Annotated in this window: 16 protein-coding genes, 1 pseudogene and 1 other annotated feature; of the genes and pseudogenes, 7 read left to right on the top strand and 10 right to left on the bottom strand. The window is 46.4% G+C overall.

Annotated features, from left to right (window positions below):
* Window positions 1-451 precede the first annotated feature (451 nt).
* From gltX to BVG16_RS30940, 3 genes are all read right to left on the bottom strand, one after another.
* Entirely contained in the window at window positions 452-2,110 is a 1,659-nt protein-coding gene (gltX, locus tag BVG16_RS30950; RefSeq protein ID WP_078503056.1) for a glutamate--tRNA ligase, read from the bottom strand.
* Window positions 2,111-2,154: 44 nt separating this feature from the next.
* Window positions 2,155-2,394 (bottom strand) — a binding site (T-box leader).
* Window positions 2,395-2,541: 147 nt separating this feature from the next.
* Complete coding sequence (locus tag BVG16_RS30945; RefSeq protein WP_078503055.1) at window positions 2,542-3,024, bottom strand: GNAT family N-acetyltransferase; 483 nt, start codon at window positions 3,022-3,024, stop codon at window positions 2,542-2,544.
* Window positions 3,025-3,788: 764 nt separating this feature from the next.
* On the bottom strand, window positions 3,789-5,882 hold the full coding sequence (locus BVG16_RS30940) for a serine hydrolase (protein WP_158081847.1): 2,094 nt from the start codon (window positions 5,880-5,882) through the stop codon (window positions 3,789-3,791).
* Window positions 5,883-6,065: 183 nt separating this feature from the next.
* Between BVG16_RS30940 and BVG16_RS30935 the strand changes: the two genes are divergently transcribed.
* Window positions 6,066-6,791 carry a response regulator transcription factor gene (locus BVG16_RS30935; protein ID WP_078503053.1) on the top strand — a complete coding sequence of 242 codons (726 nt, stop codon included), beginning with the start codon at window positions 6,066-6,068 and terminating at the stop codon, window positions 6,789-6,791.
* Entirely contained in the window at window positions 6,775-8,118 is a 1,344-nt protein-coding gene (locus tag BVG16_RS30930; RefSeq protein ID WP_158081846.1) for a sensor histidine kinase, read from the top strand. The genes BVG16_RS30935 and BVG16_RS30930 overlap by 17 nt, the downstream gene beginning before the upstream one ends.
* Before the next feature lie 215 nt (window positions 8,119-8,333).
* Here BVG16_RS30930 and BVG16_RS30925 read toward each other — a convergent pair whose 3' ends face one another.
* Window positions 8,334-9,146 carry a helix-turn-helix domain-containing protein gene (locus BVG16_RS30925; protein ID WP_078503051.1) on the bottom strand — a complete coding sequence of 271 codons (813 nt, stop codon included), beginning with the start codon at window positions 9,144-9,146 and terminating at the stop codon, window positions 8,334-8,336.
* Window positions 9,147-9,263: 117 nt separating this feature from the next.
* Between BVG16_RS30925 and BVG16_RS30920 the strand changes: the two genes are divergently transcribed.
* On the top strand, window positions 9,264-10,511 hold the full coding sequence (locus BVG16_RS30920) for an MFS transporter (protein WP_078503050.1): 1,248 nt from the start codon (window positions 9,264-9,266) through the stop codon (window positions 10,509-10,511).
* Window positions 10,501-11,277 (top strand): ABC transporter ATP-binding protein, encoded by a 777-nt coding sequence (locus BVG16_RS30915; RefSeq protein ID WP_078503049.1) that lies wholly within the window; start codon window positions 10,501-10,503, stop codon window positions 11,275-11,277. The genes BVG16_RS30920 and BVG16_RS30915 overlap by 11 nt, the downstream gene beginning before the upstream one ends.
* A gap of 127 nt (window positions 11,278-11,404) precedes the next feature.
* Here the strand turns inward: BVG16_RS30915 and BVG16_RS30910 are convergent, their stop codons facing one another.
* The 6 genes from BVG16_RS30910 to BVG16_RS30890 all read right to left on the bottom strand — a co-directional run bounded on the left by BVG16_RS30910 (window position 11,405) and on the right by BVG16_RS30890 (window position 17,704).
* Window positions 11,405-11,791 carry an SMI1/KNR4 family protein gene (locus BVG16_RS30910; protein ID WP_078503048.1) on the bottom strand — a complete coding sequence of 129 codons (387 nt, stop codon included), beginning with the start codon at window positions 11,789-11,791 and terminating at the stop codon, window positions 11,405-11,407.
* A gap of 103 nt (window positions 11,792-11,894) precedes the next feature.
* The gene (locus BVG16_RS30905) at window positions 11,895-13,568 is read right to left on the bottom strand and encodes a DUF6138 family protein (protein WP_078503047.1); all 1,674 of its coding nucleotides are present in this window, start codon (window positions 13,566-13,568) and stop codon (window positions 11,895-11,897) included.
* Between the two features lie 57 nt (window positions 13,569-13,625).
* A complete protein-coding gene (locus tag BVG16_RS33010; protein WP_158081845.1) occupies window positions 13,626-13,772 on the bottom strand; it encodes a hypothetical protein in 147 nt (48 codons plus the stop codon).
* A gap of 4 nt (window positions 13,773-13,776) precedes the next feature.
* Window positions 13,777-14,094 (bottom strand): hypothetical protein, encoded by a 318-nt coding sequence (locus BVG16_RS30900; protein ID WP_078503046.1) that lies wholly within the window; start codon window positions 14,092-14,094, stop codon window positions 13,777-13,779.
* A 630-nt stretch (window positions 14,095-14,724) separates the two neighbouring features.
* Window positions 14,725-16,089 carry an alkaline phosphatase gene (locus tag BVG16_RS30895; protein WP_078503045.1) on the bottom strand — a complete coding sequence of 455 codons (1,365 nt, stop codon included), beginning with the start codon at window positions 16,087-16,089 and terminating at the stop codon, window positions 14,725-14,727.
* Window positions 16,090-16,219: 130 nt separating this feature from the next.
* Window positions 16,220-17,704: an erythromycin esterase family protein gene (locus tag BVG16_RS30890; protein ID WP_144027548.1), complete on the bottom strand. Its 1,485-nt coding sequence runs from the start codon at window positions 17,702-17,704 to the stop codon at window positions 16,220-16,222.
* Window positions 17,705-17,932: 228 nt separating this feature from the next.
* Here BVG16_RS30890 and BVG16_RS30885 point away from each other — a divergent pair, with 228 nt between their 5' ends.
* The 3 genes and pseudogenes from BVG16_RS30885 to BVG16_RS30880 all read left to right on the top strand — a co-directional run.
* Window positions 17,933-18,817: a helix-turn-helix transcriptional regulator gene (locus BVG16_RS30885; RefSeq protein WP_078503044.1), complete on the top strand. Its 885-nt coding sequence runs from the start codon at window positions 17,933-17,935 to the stop codon at window positions 18,815-18,817.
* 14 nt (window positions 18,818-18,831) lie between these two features.
* Window positions 18,832-18,957, top strand: coding sequence for a hypothetical protein (locus tag BVG16_RS33810; protein ID WP_269845625.1), 126 nt, complete (start codon window positions 18,832-18,834; stop codon window positions 18,955-18,957).
* 239 nt (window positions 18,958-19,196) lie between these two features.
* Window positions 19,197-19,573: pseudogene (locus tag BVG16_RS30880) on the top strand (transposase); the annotation flags it as partial.

Genomic DNA, 19,573 nt, shown 5'->3' with positions numbered 1-19,573 from the left:
TACCAATTGTGAATCTTGTCCATCCTTTTTTAACATGCTTTATTAAACTAACGCAACGCACTATTCAGCTATTACAATATTTCAAAGTACCCTTCTATCCTGCCCGTTGGTTCAGCGAACAGATGAGAAGCCGCAGTGAAGCGAGTCCATCTACTCAATCATCAAAATTGATTAGATAATTATCTAATCGCCTAAGTTTACAAGTTCTTGTCAATTACGGAAAAGTAAATAAGTTCTTGTCATTGAGTTAGGACAAGAACTTATTTACTTAAAACAAAAATGCCGCAATTTTAGAGGCTATTAATGTCTATATGTTCTTGTCGTCTGACATAAAATATATTTGGTGTCACACACTATATAGTTCTCATTGTCTTTTTGTAAAAAATAAGTTGTTTTTCACCTCTCATCCTATACGAAAAAAATGACCGGCATTCCGACCGGTCATTTTACTTTAAATCCTTATAAATCTCTGCATTCGTTCAAAAACCCTATTTTCGCCCATTACTTTCATAATATCAAACAAATCAGGTGTATTGGTTCTGTTCGTTAGAGCGACCCTAATTACCATCGCTACATCACCAACATGCCCCTTGTAACTGTTAGGGTTGGCTTTATATTGCTTCATTTCCTTTGCAAATCCGAGTTCCTCAGCAAGTTCTTTAATTTCATGGAACCAAGCTTCCTTTTCATTATTAAACCTATAAGTTTTGCTGAAACCAAGTACAATTTCTTTCGCAACATCAAAACTTACATTTTTAGGTAACTTATAGCCACTCAATACATCCTTTTCAAACAATTCGTCATAAAAGAAAGCAATCATTGTCTTCACATCTGACCACTTAGAATAATCTTTTCTTGGCTTCTCAATGGTTCGCCCTATATTTAGAATGTTTATAGTGTATTCCTTATTCTTGTCAATTAAAGTATATAGCTCAGAATCAAATTCCTTTGACCAAGTGTATAAATGGTCCAATACTTGTTTACCCGTGAGCCTTGAGATAACATCCTTGCTGATATCACCCAGTTTATTCATGTCTAATAAGGCACCACTGGCATTCATTTTATCCGCATAGATAAAAAAGTCTCTAAATGATTTATGAGGGTTTGCCATCCTCCATTCTTCAAAGTCAGAATTGATGAGATTCATGAAGTATTCACTTATAGCCATTCCTGGGTATCCTTGTTCTTTGTAATACTCAGCGGTACCATCAAGATCCTTACGTTTACTGAATTTCCGTTTAGAAGCGCCGACTTGCTTCATTATTGGAGCAATATGTCCGTATTCCGGTATTCTAAAACCTAAGGTTTCAAACAACTGAATATGGATAGGCACAGATGAAAGCCATTCATCGCCCCTAATGACATGGGTTGTACCCATCAGATAATCATCTATGGCATGAGCAAAGTGATATGTTGGTAAACCATCCGTTTTCATAATAACAATATCTTGGTCATTTTCAGGTATCTCAATCGGACCTTTCACCAAATCATGGTACTTTATCCTCGTATCTGATGATCCTAAAGATTTAAGTCTAATAACAAACGGTTTACCATTTAAAATGTCTTCTTTGGCTTGCTGAAAAGAAATATCTCGATGTTTAGCCCATTGACCATAATAACCTGTTGTTACTTTTAAGTTCTGCTGGCTTATTCTTATCTTTTGTAAATCGTCCGTATCACAGAAGCAAGGATATGCTAATCCATTTCGCACGAAGTGCTTAATAAATACCTTATAGATTTGTATTCGTGAGCTTTGTTTATAGGGTCCGTAAGCACCCTTATCATCACCTGATAAGGTAGGTCCCTCATCAAAATGAATCCCGAAGTATGACAATGAATTGATAATGTTTTCGAGGCTGCCTTTTATTTCGCGTTTTTTGTCTGTGTCTTCGATTCGCAGGAAAAATACCCCATTACTTTGGTGGGCTAATCTCTCCGATATTAAAGTTGCGTAAAGCCCACCAATATTCAATGAACCCGTTGGGCTCGGTGCAAAACGTGTCACCATAGCAGATGTAGACAAATTTCTTGGCGGATATAGTGAATAAATATCAGTCGGTAACTGTTGAACATCCGGAAATAACAGTTCTGCCATGTTCTCATTTGACATATCATAACCCCCTATAGGTTCAAAATAAAAAGCCCTTCATCCTGTTAAAGGACGAAAGGCTGTGCTTCCGCGTTACCACCTAAATTGGTTAAAAACCCGCTCATTATGCAGCAATTCATTATCTTGCCGCACATTTCTTTAACGGGAAATCCCCGGTAGACCTACTCCAATTTTTCGGTCTACTGCTCCAAGGCTTCATTCATTAAGCTCGAATACCCAATTTCACCAGCATGGGCTCTCTAAGATTCGAGTGATTAATTACTTTTCCTTTTCACTGCATTTTACAATATGTGGATATTATTGATAATACAATAATTTATTATTACCAAGTTGTCAAGAATTCTATTTGTTTTTCAACCAGTGCTGATTCTGATACGCAGTATACTGTTCCATCCGAGTGGTTAACATTTCTGTATCATTTCAAATCTACATTAAAACTCCAAACGCATATCATACCAGACTTCACCAGCTAGTTTAGATTGTGATACCCCTTCATTTTTATATCCAAATTTTTCGTAATAATGTATTAACTCCTCTTTACAAGTCAAAATACAACCTTTTCGTCCTTGTTTTTTTGCATCCACTATTACCTGTTCCATCATTTTGGTGGCATATCCACACTTTCGGTATTTAGGAACTGTATTTACGCCAAATATAGCCTGCCATGCTCCATCTTCCTCATGCAAAGAAGCATTTTTAAACATTACATCTCGGATTTTTGTCTCATTTGTTACCATTCCATTGATAAAACCTATTGGTTCTCCATCATTTTCCAAAATCCAGAAATGATTTGGATACACTTTCAATCTTTCTTCAAACTCCTTCTCTCTCGCTGCTTCTTCAGGTGGAAAACACAATTCTCCAATTTCAGTTAGAATAGATAAATCATTTAGTGTAGCGGTACGGATTTCCATACATCAATCTCCTCTTTTCTAAACTGTTGAATTTCAAGTGCTTGGATTTTCAAGCCCCCTCATCATCACTTCAAAATACTTCAAAATTTCAATTTATTTTTAAGTAATATAAATTATCTTCACTATATTTTTATTTCTATTATACATGATTTATATAATTAGCCTGATCCTTTTCATTTTGCTTGATATTCTCAGCCGTTTGGACCTAGAAAAACTTAACTAATATATCCCAGAAGAATTCAACCCGTAAAAGCAGTTGGCTGCCGCAATGATCGGTTGGCTTTCAAGGTTTTGAAGATACGTATTAGCGTAAACTGCCCATTAGCCCAATAAATTGTTTTTCTTTCTTCTGAAAATACCATTGACTGGTCCTCCCAAGAGTTCTGACCCGTGCACGAAAAATCCCTTGATTTGTTCTGTCGAGGGATCAGCTTCAAAGGTAATCTGAAATGGTAGTGACTCCACATCGAAAGTTAAGCCGAACGTTTTCAATAGAGGGACTCGAGGCTATGCGTGAGGCAATCCGTCAAAAAGCAATTTGCCTTCTTCCTCAAACACCGTGCAGACTTCTTTCATGCAACCATCATATTCCCCAAAAAATCACTCATTCCTATAGCGGTTAAAATGAGGCACCCTCAATGGAGTCATTCAACTATCCTGCCCGTTCGTGTAAAGAGGGGTTCTCCGCCCCTCTTTACTATTTCCGCCAACACTGAATGATTTGATACAGCATCAAGCGTTAGCACTCAACACTTTTTTGACTGTTACTTCGCACCCATAATGTACTTCGAAATAAACTGAGCGAACCAATATGCGGCTTCCTCCCGAGTGAGCGGATCTTTGGGACGGAAATCGACCGCACCGTCACGCATCACTGCGACATCAGAACCTGCCAGACCCATGGCGATGATCACCTTCATGCTTATGTCGGCCTTCGCATCACCCGGCTGGGCAAGCTTGATCTGATCCAAAGGCAGTTCGGTTAGCTGTTCCGGCGAAGACGTTCCTTGGAGCGCGCGCACGAAAAACTTTGCCGCGTCCTGCCGTATCAACGCTTGATCCGGCGCGAATCTCTTGTCCGTAACACCCTGCACAAGACCTGCTTCCGCAGCTGTTTCGATCTCCCTTGCAGCCCACATTCCGGAGGCATCCTCATATCTCACCGGCTTCTTGGATAGGGTATGCCCCATCATGCGAACCATCCATGCCGTCATTTCGGCCCGCGTCACCGGCTTCTGCGGATGGAAGCGTCCGTCTTCTGTTCCTCGCAAAATGCCCATTGCTTTGAGTTGTCCGATAAAAGGCGCATTTTCGCTTTTCTGGTCGACGTCGATGAAGGTCGCTGAAGCTTTCTGGGCGTAGCTGACCGGATTCCGATATTTCAGATAGGAGATCGAACCGTCCCGTTCTTCTTTAAAAGCCAGCATCCTGCCACTGTCGTCTACGAATAGTAACGGATCGATTTGCTTCAGCTTCTGCGATTGGCCGAGAATGTCGACGGTCAATTCGCCAGGTCCTGTCGCTGCCACCTTCGTGAGCAGGAAGTTCATGCGTAAGTCCGTATAGACGCCCTCGAATCGCTTCAACTGCTCAACTGGCGTCGATAGCGCCATTGGCTCTCCCCCGGCATCAGGAAAATATTGATCGACGAACATGGTGTACCATGCCCAAGCCAGCTTTGTCGAGGCACCCATCTTGTTATGGACGAGGAATATGCCAATATTTTTCTCCGGCATAAGCAACATGTAGGAGCTAAATCCTGGCACATCTCCGCCTTTGCCAATCACGTGCAAGCCGTTGTTTTTATTCGCTTCGAACAAATTTTCAAAGCCATAAGTCGCGTCCGGAAAAGCCGGATGAATACCCGTCTGGAACTGCTGCATCTTCTCGATGGACGTTTTGCTCCAAATTTGGGTATCACCAACCTTGCCGCCGTTCAATTGGGCAATCATAAAATGCGCCGCATCCTCTGCCGTCATCAGCATGCCGCCATCAGCCATTTCTCTTGGTGTCGTTGCATACGGCGGCATTGCCTTGTTACCCGCATCGTAGCCTGTTGCAAGCTGCGGCAGTGATTGGTCCGAAATTGCGATTTCCGTGTTCTTCATGTGAAGCGGGTTAAATATATTCTCTTTCACATATTGCTCGAAGGACATACCCGATACGTTCTCGACGATATATCCGAGCAGGTTGAAGGCGAAATTATCGTACATGTACGACGTTCCCGGTTCGCGAACGACAGGCGGCATGCGCTGTTCCACGAAGTCCTTTAAGCTCACATTGCTCTTCAGGTCCGGGGTATAGGATTCCGGCGGTTCCACCGTCACTTGAAATCCGCTTGTGTGGGTCAGCAGGTCGTGTACGGTCACAGCCGTATGAAACGGATTATCCAGCTTCAATCCGCCCATATACTTCTGCACGTCTTCCTTCAAATCAATTTTCCCTAGCTCGACCAGCTTCATGATCGCTGCCGCAGTAAACACTTTGGTGACCGATCCGACGCGGAACACAGTCTTTACCGGATCGATCGCGGTTTTTTTGCTAACATTGGCATAGCCGTAACCTTTTTGGAAGACGATGCGACCGTCTTGCACGACAACAATCGCTGTCCCCTGCGGATCCTCCGCCCCCTTTCGGCCTCTCATGAATTGATCGGAGAGCGCCTCCAGGCCGCTTAAATCCACCGATTTCGCTAATGCGGCTTGTTGTACATTCATTCCCGCTCCAGTTCCTGTACCCGTATCCACTCCCGAAGGCTGTATCCCTGCACTGGCTGCCGCATGTACCGTCAGCGCCAGTCCAACGCTCGCAACAACCGCGATAGAACATGCTTTTTTCCATATTCGTGGTGCTTCCATCCGTACCCCTCCCATTGGCGAAATCATCTTTTGCACCCTTTCATCATAAGGGATCAATCTTTCTCCATCCTGAGTCTCATCTTATATTTACCTTACAAAAGAGGATTTGCCGAATGAAAAGAGAAGAACGTATCCAGACTTGCGATGCCGCTAGGACATCCAACGGGAAGGAGTATCCGCTTCATGATCAAAACTATTCTCATTGCCGACGACGAACGGGAAATCGTGGAATTATTGAAGCTGTTTCTGGAAAGGGAGAACTACGAGGTGATCGAGGCATACGACGGAGAGCAAGCATGGGCGTGTATTCGACAGCGCCGGATCGATCTAGCCGTGGTCGACATCATGATGCCGAGGTTGGATGGGTATCAGTTGATCAAGAAGCTACGGGCTGATTATAAGCTGCCCGTTATTATTCTGTCGGCCAAAAATCGCGACAGCGATAAAATATTGGGACTTGGTCTAGGCGCCGACGATTTTATCGCCAAACCGTTCAATCCGCTTGAAGTGGTCGCGCGCATCCAAGCGCAGCTGCGGCGCGCGTTTGATTTCAATGCATCCGAGTCTAAGCCCGAGCCACCCTCCCACACGACAATTGGACCGCTAACGCTGGATCATCACGCCTGCGTTGTCTACCGCGGCGGAATCGAAATTCCGTTGACCTCATTAGAGTACAAGATGCTGAACACTTTCATGCTGGCGCCGGGCCGTATTTTCACGAAGCAGCAGTTGTTCGAGCAAGCCTGGTCCGAGACGTACTGGGAGGATGACAACAGCATCATGGTGCTTATCTACCGGCTCAGGGACAAAATCGAAGATCCGCATGGCCCGCCGGTATTCGTCAAGACTGTACGGGGTCTCGGCTACAAATTCGCTACAAAGGACGATTTCGTTGAAAAAAACAGATAAACTCTCTAGCTCGCTAATGAAGACCTATCTGTTATTTGCTCTGACCCTCGGTGCGATCAATATAGTCGGGGTATTGTTGATGGGGAATTGGCTCGAGACGGGGGCGTCGTTCCAGGTGAGCGCGGCGTCCATCGTTCGTCCGGATTACCAGAACATCCCAACGGAGCGAATTACGACGCTGGGCGGTCAGTTGGACGTATTGGACGAGCAACGACGGGTCATCTTTCGGAACGGGCGTCCGACAGACCTTAGCGAGCGTTATACCGCGGAACAGCTGCTCGGACGATTATACGACCGTCCGGATCAGAGCCATGTGTACACCCTTGCGCCCTTACAGACGCTTGATGGCAAACCGTACTCCCTGTTGTTGGCCATGCCAAAGCAGCACAGCAATTTTTACGTTCAGCTGAACCTGGTGTTACTCCTATTGTTCGGTATAGCGGTGTACATATACAGCCGCTGGACTGCCAGACGGATTACCGAACCGCTGGAGAAGATCGCGAAGACGATTACGCGGATGAGAGACGGCCATTATGGGGAACGGATGTCGTTTGTCTCCAACTATGAATTCAATCTGATTCAAGACCATTTCAACGAAATGTCGACCCACCTCGAGCGGTCGGAGCTTGAGAATAAAAAGCTGATGCATAGCAAGCAGCAGATGCTGCTCGACCTGTCGCACGATCTGAAAACGCCGGTTACGACGATTCAAGGATATGCCAAAGCGCTGCATCTCGGCTTTGTCGACAGACCCGACAGACAAGAGCGATATTTGAAGATGATCTACGATAAGTCCGTTGTCGTTACCGCCCTTGTCGACGATATGTTCCAGCTTGCAATGCTGGATAGTGAGGAGTATCCTTTTGCCGCCCAGCAAGGCGACTTCGCCGAATTTCTCCGACATATCGCGATCGAATATATAGAGCCGTTCGAGAGCAAAGGCCATGAGCTTGTCGTAGAAATCCCTAGCGGTAAAATACTACTGAGTTTCCATGCCAACTCGATGTACCGCGCAGTATCCAACCTGCTGTCCAATGCATTAATGCATAATCCGCCGGGTACCGTGGTTGCGGTGGAATTGATCGACACGGAGCAAGCGGTACGCCTGCACATATCCGATAACGGCTCCGGCATCCCGGAAGCGCTGCGGGACGTGCTATTCGATCCATTCGTCCGAGGCGACGAATCGCGGCAAAGCAGCGGCGGAACCGGGCTCGGGCTCGCCATTGCGAGGAAGGCGATTGAACGCCACGGCGGGCAGTTGAAACTTGTCTCAGATCACGGCAGAACCTCGTTCCAAGCGGTGATTCCGAAATCTCATAACTGAGGTGGAATCGAATCTGAAACAACAAATCCAAAACCCAGCCGATGCATTCGACTGGGTTTTGGCCTTTCCAGGAATATTTATTATCAAAAGCGGCAGAAGTCTGACTTGTTTCTTCCAACGAAACAAATGACATCAATCTCCTAAACTTCAATACGGTCAGCTTTCACTTCGGAACGCGAAGCGAAAACTGACCGTATTTTGGCGTGCGCTCATCATCATTGCAGGCGGTATGCTTGAGGCGTCAAACCCGTCATTTTCAGGAATGCCCGATGGAATTGGCTCGTACTCGAAAATCCGAGATCTGCGCTGATCTGCCCGATCGTCGCACCGGAGCGACGCAGACGGACCATCGCCTCAGCGATGCGCAGCTTCAGCAAGTATTGATAAGGCGTCGTGCCCGTCGCCTTGCGGAAGGAGCGAATGAAATGAAACCGGCTCTGCAGCGCGGTCCCCGCCAACTCGTCGATCGAGATCGTATTCTCGTAGCAATCGTGCATGTACGTCAGAGCCCGTAAAATATGTGGATCGGTGCAGCCCCTTGGCAACTCGGCCGTACCCGACCTCTCCCCCTCGAATCCGAGCAGCGCGGCAAGATAGGTCATCACGTCATGCTCCACTTCCTGCTTGGCGAGCGGATCCGCCAACGTCTGTCCTTGAATGAGCGCAAGTATCCATTTGCTGAATCGACGGATTATATCGTCCGAATCGAACGCCTGTCGAATCGAATAGCCCGCCCCCGCCGTTAACCCAGGATGGATGCTGGCTGAGTTGCCAATTCCGTTGTCGCGTACCTTCAGGATAATGACGGAAGTCTGCTCCCCGAGATGAAAATAATGCTTCGTTCCCGGCGGCTGAATCATGCCGTTTCCTTGCCTCAAATCATAGTTGCGCGCCTCTTGCGTAAAATGACAGGTGCCTTTGATCGGCAGCGTGACTTGTATCCATTCGTCATGCTGATGGGCAACATTGTTAAAATCGTCACTTACCTGCCACAACTCTATCCATTCTGTTTCGGTTCTCATCTCCATGTCTTTTCACCTGACCCCTAATCTATATCAAAAGTTGCTCGATTTGCAGCAATAATCGCAACGACTCATTCCTTCCCATTCGCTAAAATGTAAAAAAATAGATAGGAGGAATACCATATGGTCCCTAACACCGCCGCAATCCAAGCGCCGCGCAATACGGCGGCATGGATGCTATTCGGCGTCAGCTTTGCCCATCTACTCAATGATGCAATGCAGACTGCCGTACCTTCCGCTTTCCCGCTCTTTCAATCTACGATGCATCTGACGTTTACGCAAATCGGCTGGGTGGCGTTCGTGCTCAATATTACCGCCTCCTTGCTGCAGCCGTTCATTGGCTACATGTCGGACCGCAAGCCGATGCCAAGCCTGTTACCACTTGGCATGATCTTCTCTCTCGTCGGCGTGCTCGGTTTCGCTTATGCGAAGACCCTCTGGATGATCCTATTATCTGCCCTCTTCATCGGTGTCGGTTCATCCTTACTGCACCCTGAATCGTCTCGAGTCGCACGATTGGCGGCCGGAGCAAGGCTCGGATTGGCTCAGTCGATCTTTCAGGTCGGGGGCAACACCGGCCAAGCGCTTGCGCCTCTACTCGTCGCGTTCGTGCTCATGCCCCACGGTCAACAAGGATTTCTGTGGTTTACGATCGCAGCGGTCGTCGGCATCGTGGTACAGCTCGTCATCAGCCGCTGGTATGCGGGACAGCTAGCTGCCGCGCACGATAAGAAGAAGCCTGCTACCCTATCATCGGATAGACAAGTGCGAGCGTTCTCTCCGCTATTCATCGCGGGCACGATGACGCTGCTGATCATATTGCTCTTCTCCAAATTCATCTATATCGCCGGCATGACGGGCTTCTATTCATTCTATTTCATAGAACAATACCATCTGCCGCTGTCTAATGCACAGCTCTGCTTGTTCGCGCTGCAATTCGCCGGCATGCTCGGCACGCTGCTCGGCGGGCCGCTAGCCGACCGATTCGGACGCAAAACGATGATCTGGATCTCCATTGCAGGAACGGCGCCGTTTTCGCTCTTGCTGCCCTATGTTAGTCCGGGGCTCGCACTGCTGCTATGCTGCATGATCGGTCTGATTCTCATGTCCGGCTTCTCCGTCATTATCGTGTATGCGCAAGAACTCTTGCCGAATCATGTCGGAACCATATCCGGCTTGTTTTTCGGGCTGGCGTTCGGCATGGCTGGCCTCGGCTCCGTCCTGTTAGGGTGGCTGACGGATACGGCGGGCGTTCAATTCACCATTACGCTCTGCTCGTTTCTGCCTTTGCTCGGCATATGCGCTTTGCTGCTGCCACACGATTCCAAGCTAGTGGCTGAAAGGAAGTTGATTCCGACACATGATCATTAATATCGAACATGTTACATGGCGCAGGGAAGGCCTAACACTGCTGAAGGATGTGAATTGGCAGGTCGCGACTGGCGAGCACTGGGCTCTGCTTGGCCTGAACGGCTCCGGCAAAACAACGCTCTTGAATATGATTAACGGATACTTTTGGCCATCCGAAGGTTCCGTTAGCGTCCTCGGCCACCCCTTTGGCGAGATCGATTTGCGTGAGCTTCGCAAATCCATCGGCTGGGTGAGCACGTCGCTGCAGGAGAAACTGTATGCCGCGGAGCGAACGCAAAACATCGTGATCAGCGGTAAACACGCAACGATCGGGTTGTACGATTCGATAAAAGAAGAGGAACTGGCATTCGCGCGGTCGCTGATGGATCAGTTGAGTTGTGCCCACCTGTGGGACCGTGAGTTCCGCACCTGCTCGCAGGGCGAGAAGCAGAAGCTTCTCATCGCCCGTGCGCTGATGGCCAAGCCTCGCATTCTCATCCTGGACGAACCGTGTAACGGCCTTGATCTGTTCTCCCGCGAACGGCTGCTCGCCAGCATTCAGGAACTGGCCAAAAGCGCGCACGCCCCGACGCTAATCTACGTCACGCATCATACGGAAGAGATTCTACCAGTATTCACGCATGCGCTTCTCATCCGTGGCGGCGAGGCCGTGCGATGCGGAAGGACGGAAGAGGTATTGACTGAAGAAGGCCTTAGTGAATTCTTCGAATCGCCTGTCGTGGTAGAGAAGCATCGTGAGCGGGTATATGTTCGTATGGCCGATTAATGCGCCGTTCAAATTGAGTGACAACGAAATCATGTAGAGATAACCGAAGATAACCCATCCTATCCCGATTTGGGTCTAGATGATAGGTTATCTTTTAACGTTACGATCCATTTATTCTTGTCGATTTCTACCAGCAAGTCAACAACAATCTTGCCAGGACCCTAGCCTTCAACCTCAAACGCTTACACTCATTTGCCAGATTAGGCATGGGTACGAACAAGTCTAGTCTGTTTGGAAATTGCTTTACCCACCAATCCTCCGCTTTATTCAATCTATGTATATAAAGAAGGTCGGTATCGTCATACTCTCTGTGTTCCGGAGAAGCGATCGATAGAATATTTTCGTCACCAAACCGGGCATTACCATAATGAATCAGCCACCAGCGGTAAGACGGAGGCAGAGGGAATCCCAGTTCCTCCGCCACTTCTGCTATCCAGCTCTCTTCCGCCCCACGGCTAGAAAACCATTTTACAGCGGAAGTCGTCTTCAGTTTGTCAGCTAAACGTTCATACATGGATTTCATCCCCTCTCCAAACACCTGTTTCTTTGCCTGCTACTATCCTATCCTCTTCACGCATATTACGTTTTGTCTGGCGCCTCGGTCTTATTGCGTACCGTCAGAATTTACCCGCCGCCTTTAGCAGACGAAGCAGCAGCTCCTTGCGCGGTTCCTGCGCCTTGCGTGACAATGCAACCAGCTTCTCCACCTTGCCCCAGATCGGGTACAGCACCCGCTCGGCTTCGTCATCCGACAGAGTCTCTATATGCTGAACTAATAGCGACAGCTTGTCTTCGCTTTCCAGCTCCGGCTGAATCTTCAGCTTTAGCGAATCGTGGGAGCGCAGCAGGCAGGCTATCAAGGTGGGAGTCGAGCGTTCCGTTATGCCATAGGTTTCGGCAAAAACGGCTGTGAACTTGTCATGCACCAGCTGGTGCTCATCGTCCACAAGGTCCATGTAAGCTTCAACGAGCGGAAAATACCGCTCGGACGAAAGTCCCAGCCCAAATACGGCATAACTGCCCGGCATTACGCTTTTTTCGCTTTCCGTATCTTCGTACCATTCAAACTCTTCCATCGCCTCACGAGCGTATTCCTCCAATAACAGATGCAGCTCCGAATAAGCCAGCGCATTCGCAAAAAAACGGTGCGTATCCGATTTGGCAAGCCCCTTGACTGGCAATGCCTCTCTCACGGTGGATTTTAGCTTGATTTTGTAGCTTTTCGGGAAATCTTTTCGGAGCAGGAAGAGAATAAACGAAATCGCCCGTTCGTATGCCCCGGCTTCTTCTTTGCGAATAACGACCGTAATGAGGGAAAATACATCGTTAGCCTTGCATTCGACCAACTCGTGGCGCATATGGACGTCTTCTTGCGAGAAGCTGTCGCTACCCTCCTTCAGCATACGCGCGGCTTTGCCGCTGCCAAGCTGCTTCGCCAGCTCCAGAAAAGTCTGGCCCATGGATTTGTTGAAGTTCGGCTCGTAACGAATAATCATCACCGCTCCGTACAACAGAAGGTCGATAGGCTGATTCGGCTCATCCTTATTCTCAAGAACAGCATCCGGCTTGATCACATATTCATTGGTTCTGTAATCGGAACGGGTGACGTCATAGTAACGCGGCAAAAATACATTCTCGGCCCAGTGGGTCAAAGCCCTAATGATATCTCTTCGATGCTCCGCGAGAGCTTCCCCCCGTTCTTTATTCAACTTCTGAATCCGGTCAAATAAAGCTATCGTCTTTGCGGCTTCCGGTTCGGGAAACAAATACGGATCCAGTAAATGACGCGCCAAAAAGAAGGTTTCCAGCCTGCTTGTCGGGTAAGAGCCCTTCTCCAGTTTTTTCTCAATATAGGACTGAATTCGCTCCAGAAGCTGCCGCTTTTTCTCTTCATATACAGTTTCCAGCACCGTTAATTCCACAAGTCCGTCCATCGTTGCGAAGGTTCCTTGGAGGGTAAACCGGTAGTTGATTAACGGCGACGTTTCCAGCTTGTCCAGCCTCTTCCTTACGATTTCCGCCAGCAGGGGCTGAACCTCATGCAATACCTGCTCCCGCGTAAAGGGTGAAGCTTTCATCGACTTTTTGCCTGCGGCACTCCCCACAGATTTCGAACTGTCAACCCTGGTCCTGCCCGGCCGATAGTCCAGCATAACAAAGTTAAAGATGCCTATTTGCAGCGTGGTGCGTTTGCCCAATCCCTCTATGTCAATTCGATTTTCCTGTTCCTCAAACCATTTATGAATCGCCGTTTTCATCTCTTTCAGCGCTTCTTCCTGCAATGTGTTCATCATTTCCGCCTTTCCGAGTGTAACATTGGCTGATCTCGCCATATCGTCAACGTTATTTTAATCTTTAGTCAGAACGTACTCTTCTCCAAAAAGCTCCTTGGTCACGTCCCGATTGATTTTAAGTTCTCCGTTCCAAGCCGCCCACGGCATCTCCATATCCGAGCGGCCTTTTGTATTCGGAAGCTTTTCTTCTTGACTTACCATATATTCAAATTCCGTCCAGGTATTGAAATGAGTCTGGACAAAAGAATTGGGGATAACTTCCACCGATTCCAGCGATAAAGCCATCTATGATGCGATCTCGATGTAAGCGCCTGTCCTGCCTTAGCTTTACTAGCTCCTTGACGCATGAGTCATGGGAGAGCAATTCCACCTGGTTGACCACCCAGTTCATTTCTTTCAGCAGATCTTTTTCCTGATCCGTTAATGAGTCTTCTTTGTATAACCGAACTTCGCGTTCACGATCGTAAACTGAATTAATTGAATGATAGAGTTTCTTGAGCAGGCTCATCTTCTTTCTATCCATACCGGTTATTCCTCCAAATAATAATGAGATTTTCATGCGGTTGGTGTAGTCGGAGAGTTTTAACGGGGTTATCGACAAGTGCTGCCGTGGCATGCTCCTTCGTTGATTGCTGATAATGTATCTTTTGCTTACGTGCATGACAACTTTGATTTCTTGAGCCTCATTTTTCAGCTGCTTACTTTCCGATTCGTAAACGTATCGAACTATACCATCGGAGACCGCCTGGTCCTTTTATTTCCATTATAGTGATCATTTGTGCTGAGTCTACCTACTTTTCACCTGAATTTTGGAAAACACTCTCCAACTTTCCACAATAATAAAGGCTCAAACCTAATTTGATTGCGGTGTTATTGACATACAATCGCATGAAAAAAAGCCCTTGCGAGGCCAAACTCACAGGGGCTTTAAGGGCTAGTTAATTCTACTGCTAATCTACAGGATACACTTGATATACCTCGTATTTTTCCCCACCCCGATCTTATAGCAATTCCAATACGTAAATCTGTAGTAGAAGAAAACCTGCAAGGGCGCACACCCGATATATCGATAAGGATATGACCCATCGGAAATAGAAAAGCGGGCCGAGCGTTAGTATTCCGCTCTGACCCGCCTGTTCTATTCATTCACAGGTTACTTGTTTTTTCCTTCAATGATATTGAAGATGATTTTAGCATTATCCGTATTATCAATGAGACCAGCGAACTTCTCTTTGCCAGGCCCGAACGCGTAGACCGGCACGTCCTCTCCGGTATGGCCGCCAGTCGTCCAGCCCGTATTGGAACGCGTATCGAAGATGGCTTCGATCGCATTGTCCGTCTTCGTCTGATCCTTCGTTGCAGCTGCATCTTTAACGGATTTGATTTCATCATTCGTCAGTTTCAGATCGATATATTTTTTCAGTGTTTCTTCAACCGATGCGCCGCCAAGAATCTCTGCTGCCATGAAATCTGGCGTGCGTTTAGCAGCTTTGATCGGAGTTACATCAAAATTGTAGATGCCATTAGCGCCAATCGAGAATCCGCCGGTGGAATGGTCAGCCGTCGCTACAACTAACGTATTCCCATCTTGCTTGGCAAAATCAATCGCTTCTTTAAATGCCTTCTCGAAATCAGCCATCTCGCTCATGGATGCGACTACATCATTATCATGTCCTGCCCAATCGATTTGGCTGCCTTCTACCATCAAGAAAAATCCGCTCTTATTTTTGCTAAGACGTTGAATGGCCGCTTTCGTCATCTCTTGAAGTGAAGGGGTCTTTTCGTTGCGGTCAATCGCCTTATCCAATCCACCTGGTGCGAATAAACCGAGGATTTGGTTATTCGTGTCCTTCAACATGCTTTCACGATCTGTCACATAGCTGTAACCGGCTTTTTTGAATTCTTCAGTCAGGTTTCTGTCCTTACGTACAAAATTGCTCGAACCGCCACCTAACAATACATCAATTTTGTGTTTCTTATTGACGAGTTCGTCGAAGTAATCATCTGCGATGGCATCCATATTTTTGCGATTGATGTCATGTGCCCCGTAAGCGGCAGGTGTTGCATGCGTAATTTCGGATGTGGCGACCAATCCGGTCGACTTTCCATTTTCTTTCGCTGCTTCTAGCACCGTTCTAACTTCTGTGAAGTCATTATCAACGGCGATTGCAGCATTGTACGTTTTTACGCCTGCGGACATGGCCGTTGCGGCAGAGGCGGAATCGGTAATATTCTGATGCTCATCCTCAGGATAAGTCATTTGTGTTCCCACGAAATATTTATCGAATTCGGTTTTTTCTTTGACAGGTGTCTTAGGATCATCTTTCATATAGCGATATGCAGACGTATAGGATAACCCCATGCCATCGCCGATAAGGAAAATAACATTTTTAATCTGTTTAGCATCTTCTTTTTTAGGATCTGCAGAACTCAGTGCTGGGCCCGATACCATGACTGAAATCGCCAGTGATGACACGACAGCGAAAGGAATTACTTTTTTAGAGAATTTCTTAAACATAACGAACCTCCTTAGTAGTTAACGCTTAAGTCGATAATAGAATATCACTATTAGGAGAATATCATCAGAGAGTAAAGCGATTGTAAAAACTTGCCTCTTTCCGTCTAACTTATGTGTACTCCACTTCGGATTAGCCTATTTGCTTGGTCACTTTATGCGGCAAGTATGTCGGCATCTTCACTTGTTTGATCAGCAGAACGCCGTCGAAATGCCGTCTTAGCTCTAGCGACATCGGCATCATCACCTGATAAGAGGCTATCATCCGTTCGAATATCCACGAATTTCCCCGTTCATTTTCCCGATAGCGTAAATCCATGAATGTATATGGCTGTCCTGCTGCCGATAAAATATCTTCCATAGATCCCGGGATAATCGGATCCAACTGAACCGGCTCCCTCGTATTCTCGGCTGCTTGTCCTTCGCCCATAAATAGACCCATGACGTAGCTTTCCTGCTGCAGTTCCTTCGACATGAGCTCTCCCATACTCTTTGGCATAGTTGAAATCAGAGACTGTGCTTTGCTTATATGGCCATTATGTCCCCACACGATGATATTCTCTTCCGGATAAATTTCTGTTGCCAGCCAGGCAAGATTACTTGCCATCGCACGATCGCGCCATTCCATCATAGACTGAGAGGCACTATAATCTTCTTGTTCTGTTAATATATTAGATTGGATGCACAGCTCATTAAACTCCTGGATGACCCGGATGCGATCCTCTAGCGCTCGCTTCATCAATTTGACGATATGCGGCTCATCGGGATAGTCCATCTTCAGCGCATTTTCATTCTTAGTCACGACCTGCAATAGCTCTTCATACACCTTAATCAGCTCACGCTTGGCCTTGCGGAATCCGCTGAGATCCTTGCTCATTCTCCACTTATGAACCTCTTGTTCCGCTTGCAGCGCTCTGTCCTTCAGCCCATTGCTTGGAATCCAATTCGCATTCTGAAATAGCGGGGATTGCACCTGAATATCGAAGCCCGTCAGTCGCAAAGGCGATTCACTCTTATGTGTCTCCTTCATATACTCGAATAGCGGCTTCGTCTCTTTCGTCCACCATACGCCAAATATGGAACGCATCATCGTTTCCTGAGTCGCCGTCATTTTTATCTGTCCTTGTGCAAGGGCTGCATCGCCCAACCCACTTTCAAATGCAACAATGTTAAATCCTAGCGTTTGGTGCATATATTGAATGAGGCGCGTTTTGACTAGATTAAATTCTGCCACTCCATGTGAATTTTCTCCTAGATATACAATTCGCTTGTCAGCAAGCAAAGGGATCAGCATATCGAGATCGCTAAATTTGTCATGCGCAATGGATCCTCCGTTCGAAGACCATGCTTCCGGTTGTATCGTATGTAAGGCATAAGCATGATCAGCCGCCCAACGCTTCCAATCGGATAAAGCGGCCTGATACGATCTTGCTGTTCTGACTTGCTGTTCATGTACTACTGTCCCGTTCATGGGTTGGGACGAAGTTCCCGTCGATGCTTCCCCATATACGGTCCTTATCGGTATAACAGCTGATGTCATCGAGGTACTAAGCATAATCAAAGTGAGAGGCATGCACAAAAAGCGACGTAAACCAAGGGTATTCGTGTTCCATTTCATTGAATCTAACTCCTTACCAAAAAATAATTTGCGTTCTTTTTCAAGAATACATAAATTACATCCTACCTTTTTGATAATTATTGCTATCTTCCTTTGAACACAATAATATTAATGAAGTTGATTATTAATTACATGTATAATCCTTTCTAAGCAAGCAGGCGAACAAAGCAATATATGTCAAATAAGCAGCGGCTGCTTCTGTTATTTTATTGCTAAGGAGGTTTTAAATTGAGCTACAGTCCGATCATCCAAGAGTCTATATCCTTTATAGAGACGCATTTGCACGAAGAGTTGTCGCTAGAGAGCATGGCTAGGTTTGCAGGGTTTTCAAAGTATCATTACCATCGGATTTTTCAGCAAGAGGTTAGCGTGACCGTATCTGAATATATCCGATTTCGGAGAATTGCAAATTCGTCCAATATGTTACTGTTCACAGATGAAAAAATTATAGATATTGCCATCTATTATCAATTTGAAAGCCAAGAATCGTTCACTCGTTCTTTTAAGAAATACTATCAACTACCGCCAGGGCAGTATCGCAAAATCATGGGCAAATTAACGATGCAAAGGGAGGAACTGAAAATGAAAAATGAACAATTATTAAAAGGATGGCAATTAAGCGGGAGTCACCCCTTCAATTATCAGATGGGGATTGACCGGGAAACTTTCCATCAAGGGATAGCGTCCGGAATTTTAAAGTCGGTTACAGTGGTACAGACGGAAGGCGAATTTGCAACGATGATGCAGCAATTCAAAGCGGATAAATATATCGGCAAAAGATTAAAGCTCTCAGGGTTTATCAAAACAAAGGCAGTGAGCGGGTTTTGCGGGTTCTGGATGCGAGTCGACGATGCTCTTCATGATGTACTGCAATTTGATAACATGAGTGACCGCCCCATTATTGGTGATACGGAGTGGAACCATTACAGCATTGTGCTGGATGTGCCGGATAATAGTGCCGCGATTGCTTTTGGCGTGCTGCTGTCCGGAAGCGGGAAGGTCTGGATTGATGGGCTTCAATTCGAGGAAGTGGATACCAAGGTGCCTACGACGAATATAGATTTTATGTGTGAACTTCTAGATGAGCCTATGAATTTATCGTTTGAGGAGTAGAGAGGTGTTGTGGAATGAATGATGCTAAAAAACAAAGCCTTGGCATTGTCATCGGTCTTGTGATTGTTGCGGCCGTGATGGCTTCGAAGTGGTTAATGGGAAATATGTTCGTGAACTTGGTAAAAGATATTTTTAATTAAAGTCCAACAGTAAAAGTAGCAGTTAGCTTCCACAGGACAAGCTAACATCCCCACACAAAGCTCTGCCCCTTCAGCAAGCAGTCTGTACACTTTCTTGACACCCGACAACGAATATAGGTTGACAAGAACATACATACTTTCCCTATCCCCGACCAAACGCTCTATAAAATCAAAAAACCCCATATCTAAAATGGTATTATCCCCTTCAAGTAGACACTCAAAAAAACCTCCATGTTAATATGGAGGTTGGAGTGACACTTGGAGGGGATATTTTTATGGCTAAAAAAGGACAAACATTCTATACGTATACAGAAGAATTCAAATTGAAGGCGGTCAGAGTGTATTTAGAGGGTTCATCGAGCTACAAGGTGGTAGCTGAACGAGAAGGAATTCGTAACTGTTCACAACTGAAGGTATGGGTAAAGAAATGGCAAAACGGGGAGTCATTCGATGAGCGGAAAGGCAACGGGCCAAATCCAATGAAGGGGCGTACTCGCACAGTCTTTGGCAGCGTTGAGGAAGAACGTGACTACCTGAAGGCGCAGGTGGATTATTTAAAAAAGCGGTATCCAAATCTAGTAAAGGAGAAGHGCTNDGRYANAGTATHNATSSGYAS

The organism is Paenibacillus selenitireducens, assembly GCF_002021565.1.
Taxonomy (GTDB): Bacteria; Bacillota; Bacilli; order Paenibacillales; family Paenibacillaceae; genus Paenibacillus_K; species Paenibacillus_K selenitireducens.
This window is presented reverse-complemented; position numbering and strand designations above follow the sequence as displayed.

Excerpts from the sequence above, each read along its gene's own strand:
- gltX (WP_078503056.1), bottom strand. The coding sequence starts at position 2,110 with ATGTCAAATGAGAACATGGCAGAACTGTTATTTCCGGATGTTCAACAG.
- BVG16_RS30945 (WP_078503055.1), bottom strand. The coding sequence starts at position 3,024 with ATGGAAATCCGTACCGCTACACTAAATGATTTATCTATTCTAACTGAA.
- BVG16_RS30940 (WP_158081847.1), bottom strand. The coding sequence starts at position 5,882 with ATGGAAGCACCACGAATATGGAAAAAAGCATGTTCTATCGCGGTTGTT.
- BVG16_RS30935 (WP_078503053.1), top strand. The coding sequence starts at position 6,066 with ATGATCAAAACTATTCTCATTGCCGACGACGAACGGGAAATCGTGGAA.
- BVG16_RS30925 (WP_078503051.1), bottom strand. The coding sequence starts at position 9,146 with ATGGAGATGAGAACCGAAACAGAATGGATAGAGTTGTGGCAGGTAAGT.
- BVG16_RS30920 (WP_078503050.1), top strand. The coding sequence starts at position 9,264 with ATGGTCCCTAACACCGCCGCAATCCAAGCGCCGCGCAATACGGCGGCA.
- BVG16_RS30915 (WP_078503049.1), top strand. The coding sequence starts at position 10,501 with ATGATCATTAATATCGAACATGTTACATGGCGCAGGGAAGGCCTAACA.
- BVG16_RS30910 (WP_078503048.1), bottom strand. The coding sequence starts at position 11,791 with ATGTATGAACGTTTAGCTGACAAACTGAAGACGACTTCCGCTGTAAAA.
- BVG16_RS30905 (WP_078503047.1), bottom strand. The coding sequence starts at position 13,568 with ATGAACACATTGCAGGAAGAAGCGCTGAAAGAGATGAAAACGGCGATT.
- BVG16_RS33010 (WP_158081845.1), bottom strand. The coding sequence starts at position 13,772 with ATGGTAAGTCAAGAAGAAAAGCTTCCGAATACAAAAGGCCGCTCGGAT.
- BVG16_RS30900 (WP_078503046.1), bottom strand. The coding sequence starts at position 14,094 with ATGGATAGAAAGAAGATGAGCCTGCTCAAGAAACTCTATCATTCAATT.
- BVG16_RS30895 (WP_078503045.1), bottom strand. The coding sequence starts at position 16,089 with ATGTTTAAGAAATTCTCTAAAAAAGTAATTCCTTTCGCTGTCGTGTCA.
- BVG16_RS30890 (WP_144027548.1), bottom strand. The coding sequence starts at position 17,704 with ATGAAATGGAACACGAATACCCTTGGTTTACGTCGCTTTTTGTGCATG.
- BVG16_RS33810 (WP_269845625.1), top strand. The coding sequence starts at position 18,832 with ATGAATGATGCTAAAAAACAAAGCCTTGGCATTGTCATCGGTCTTGTG.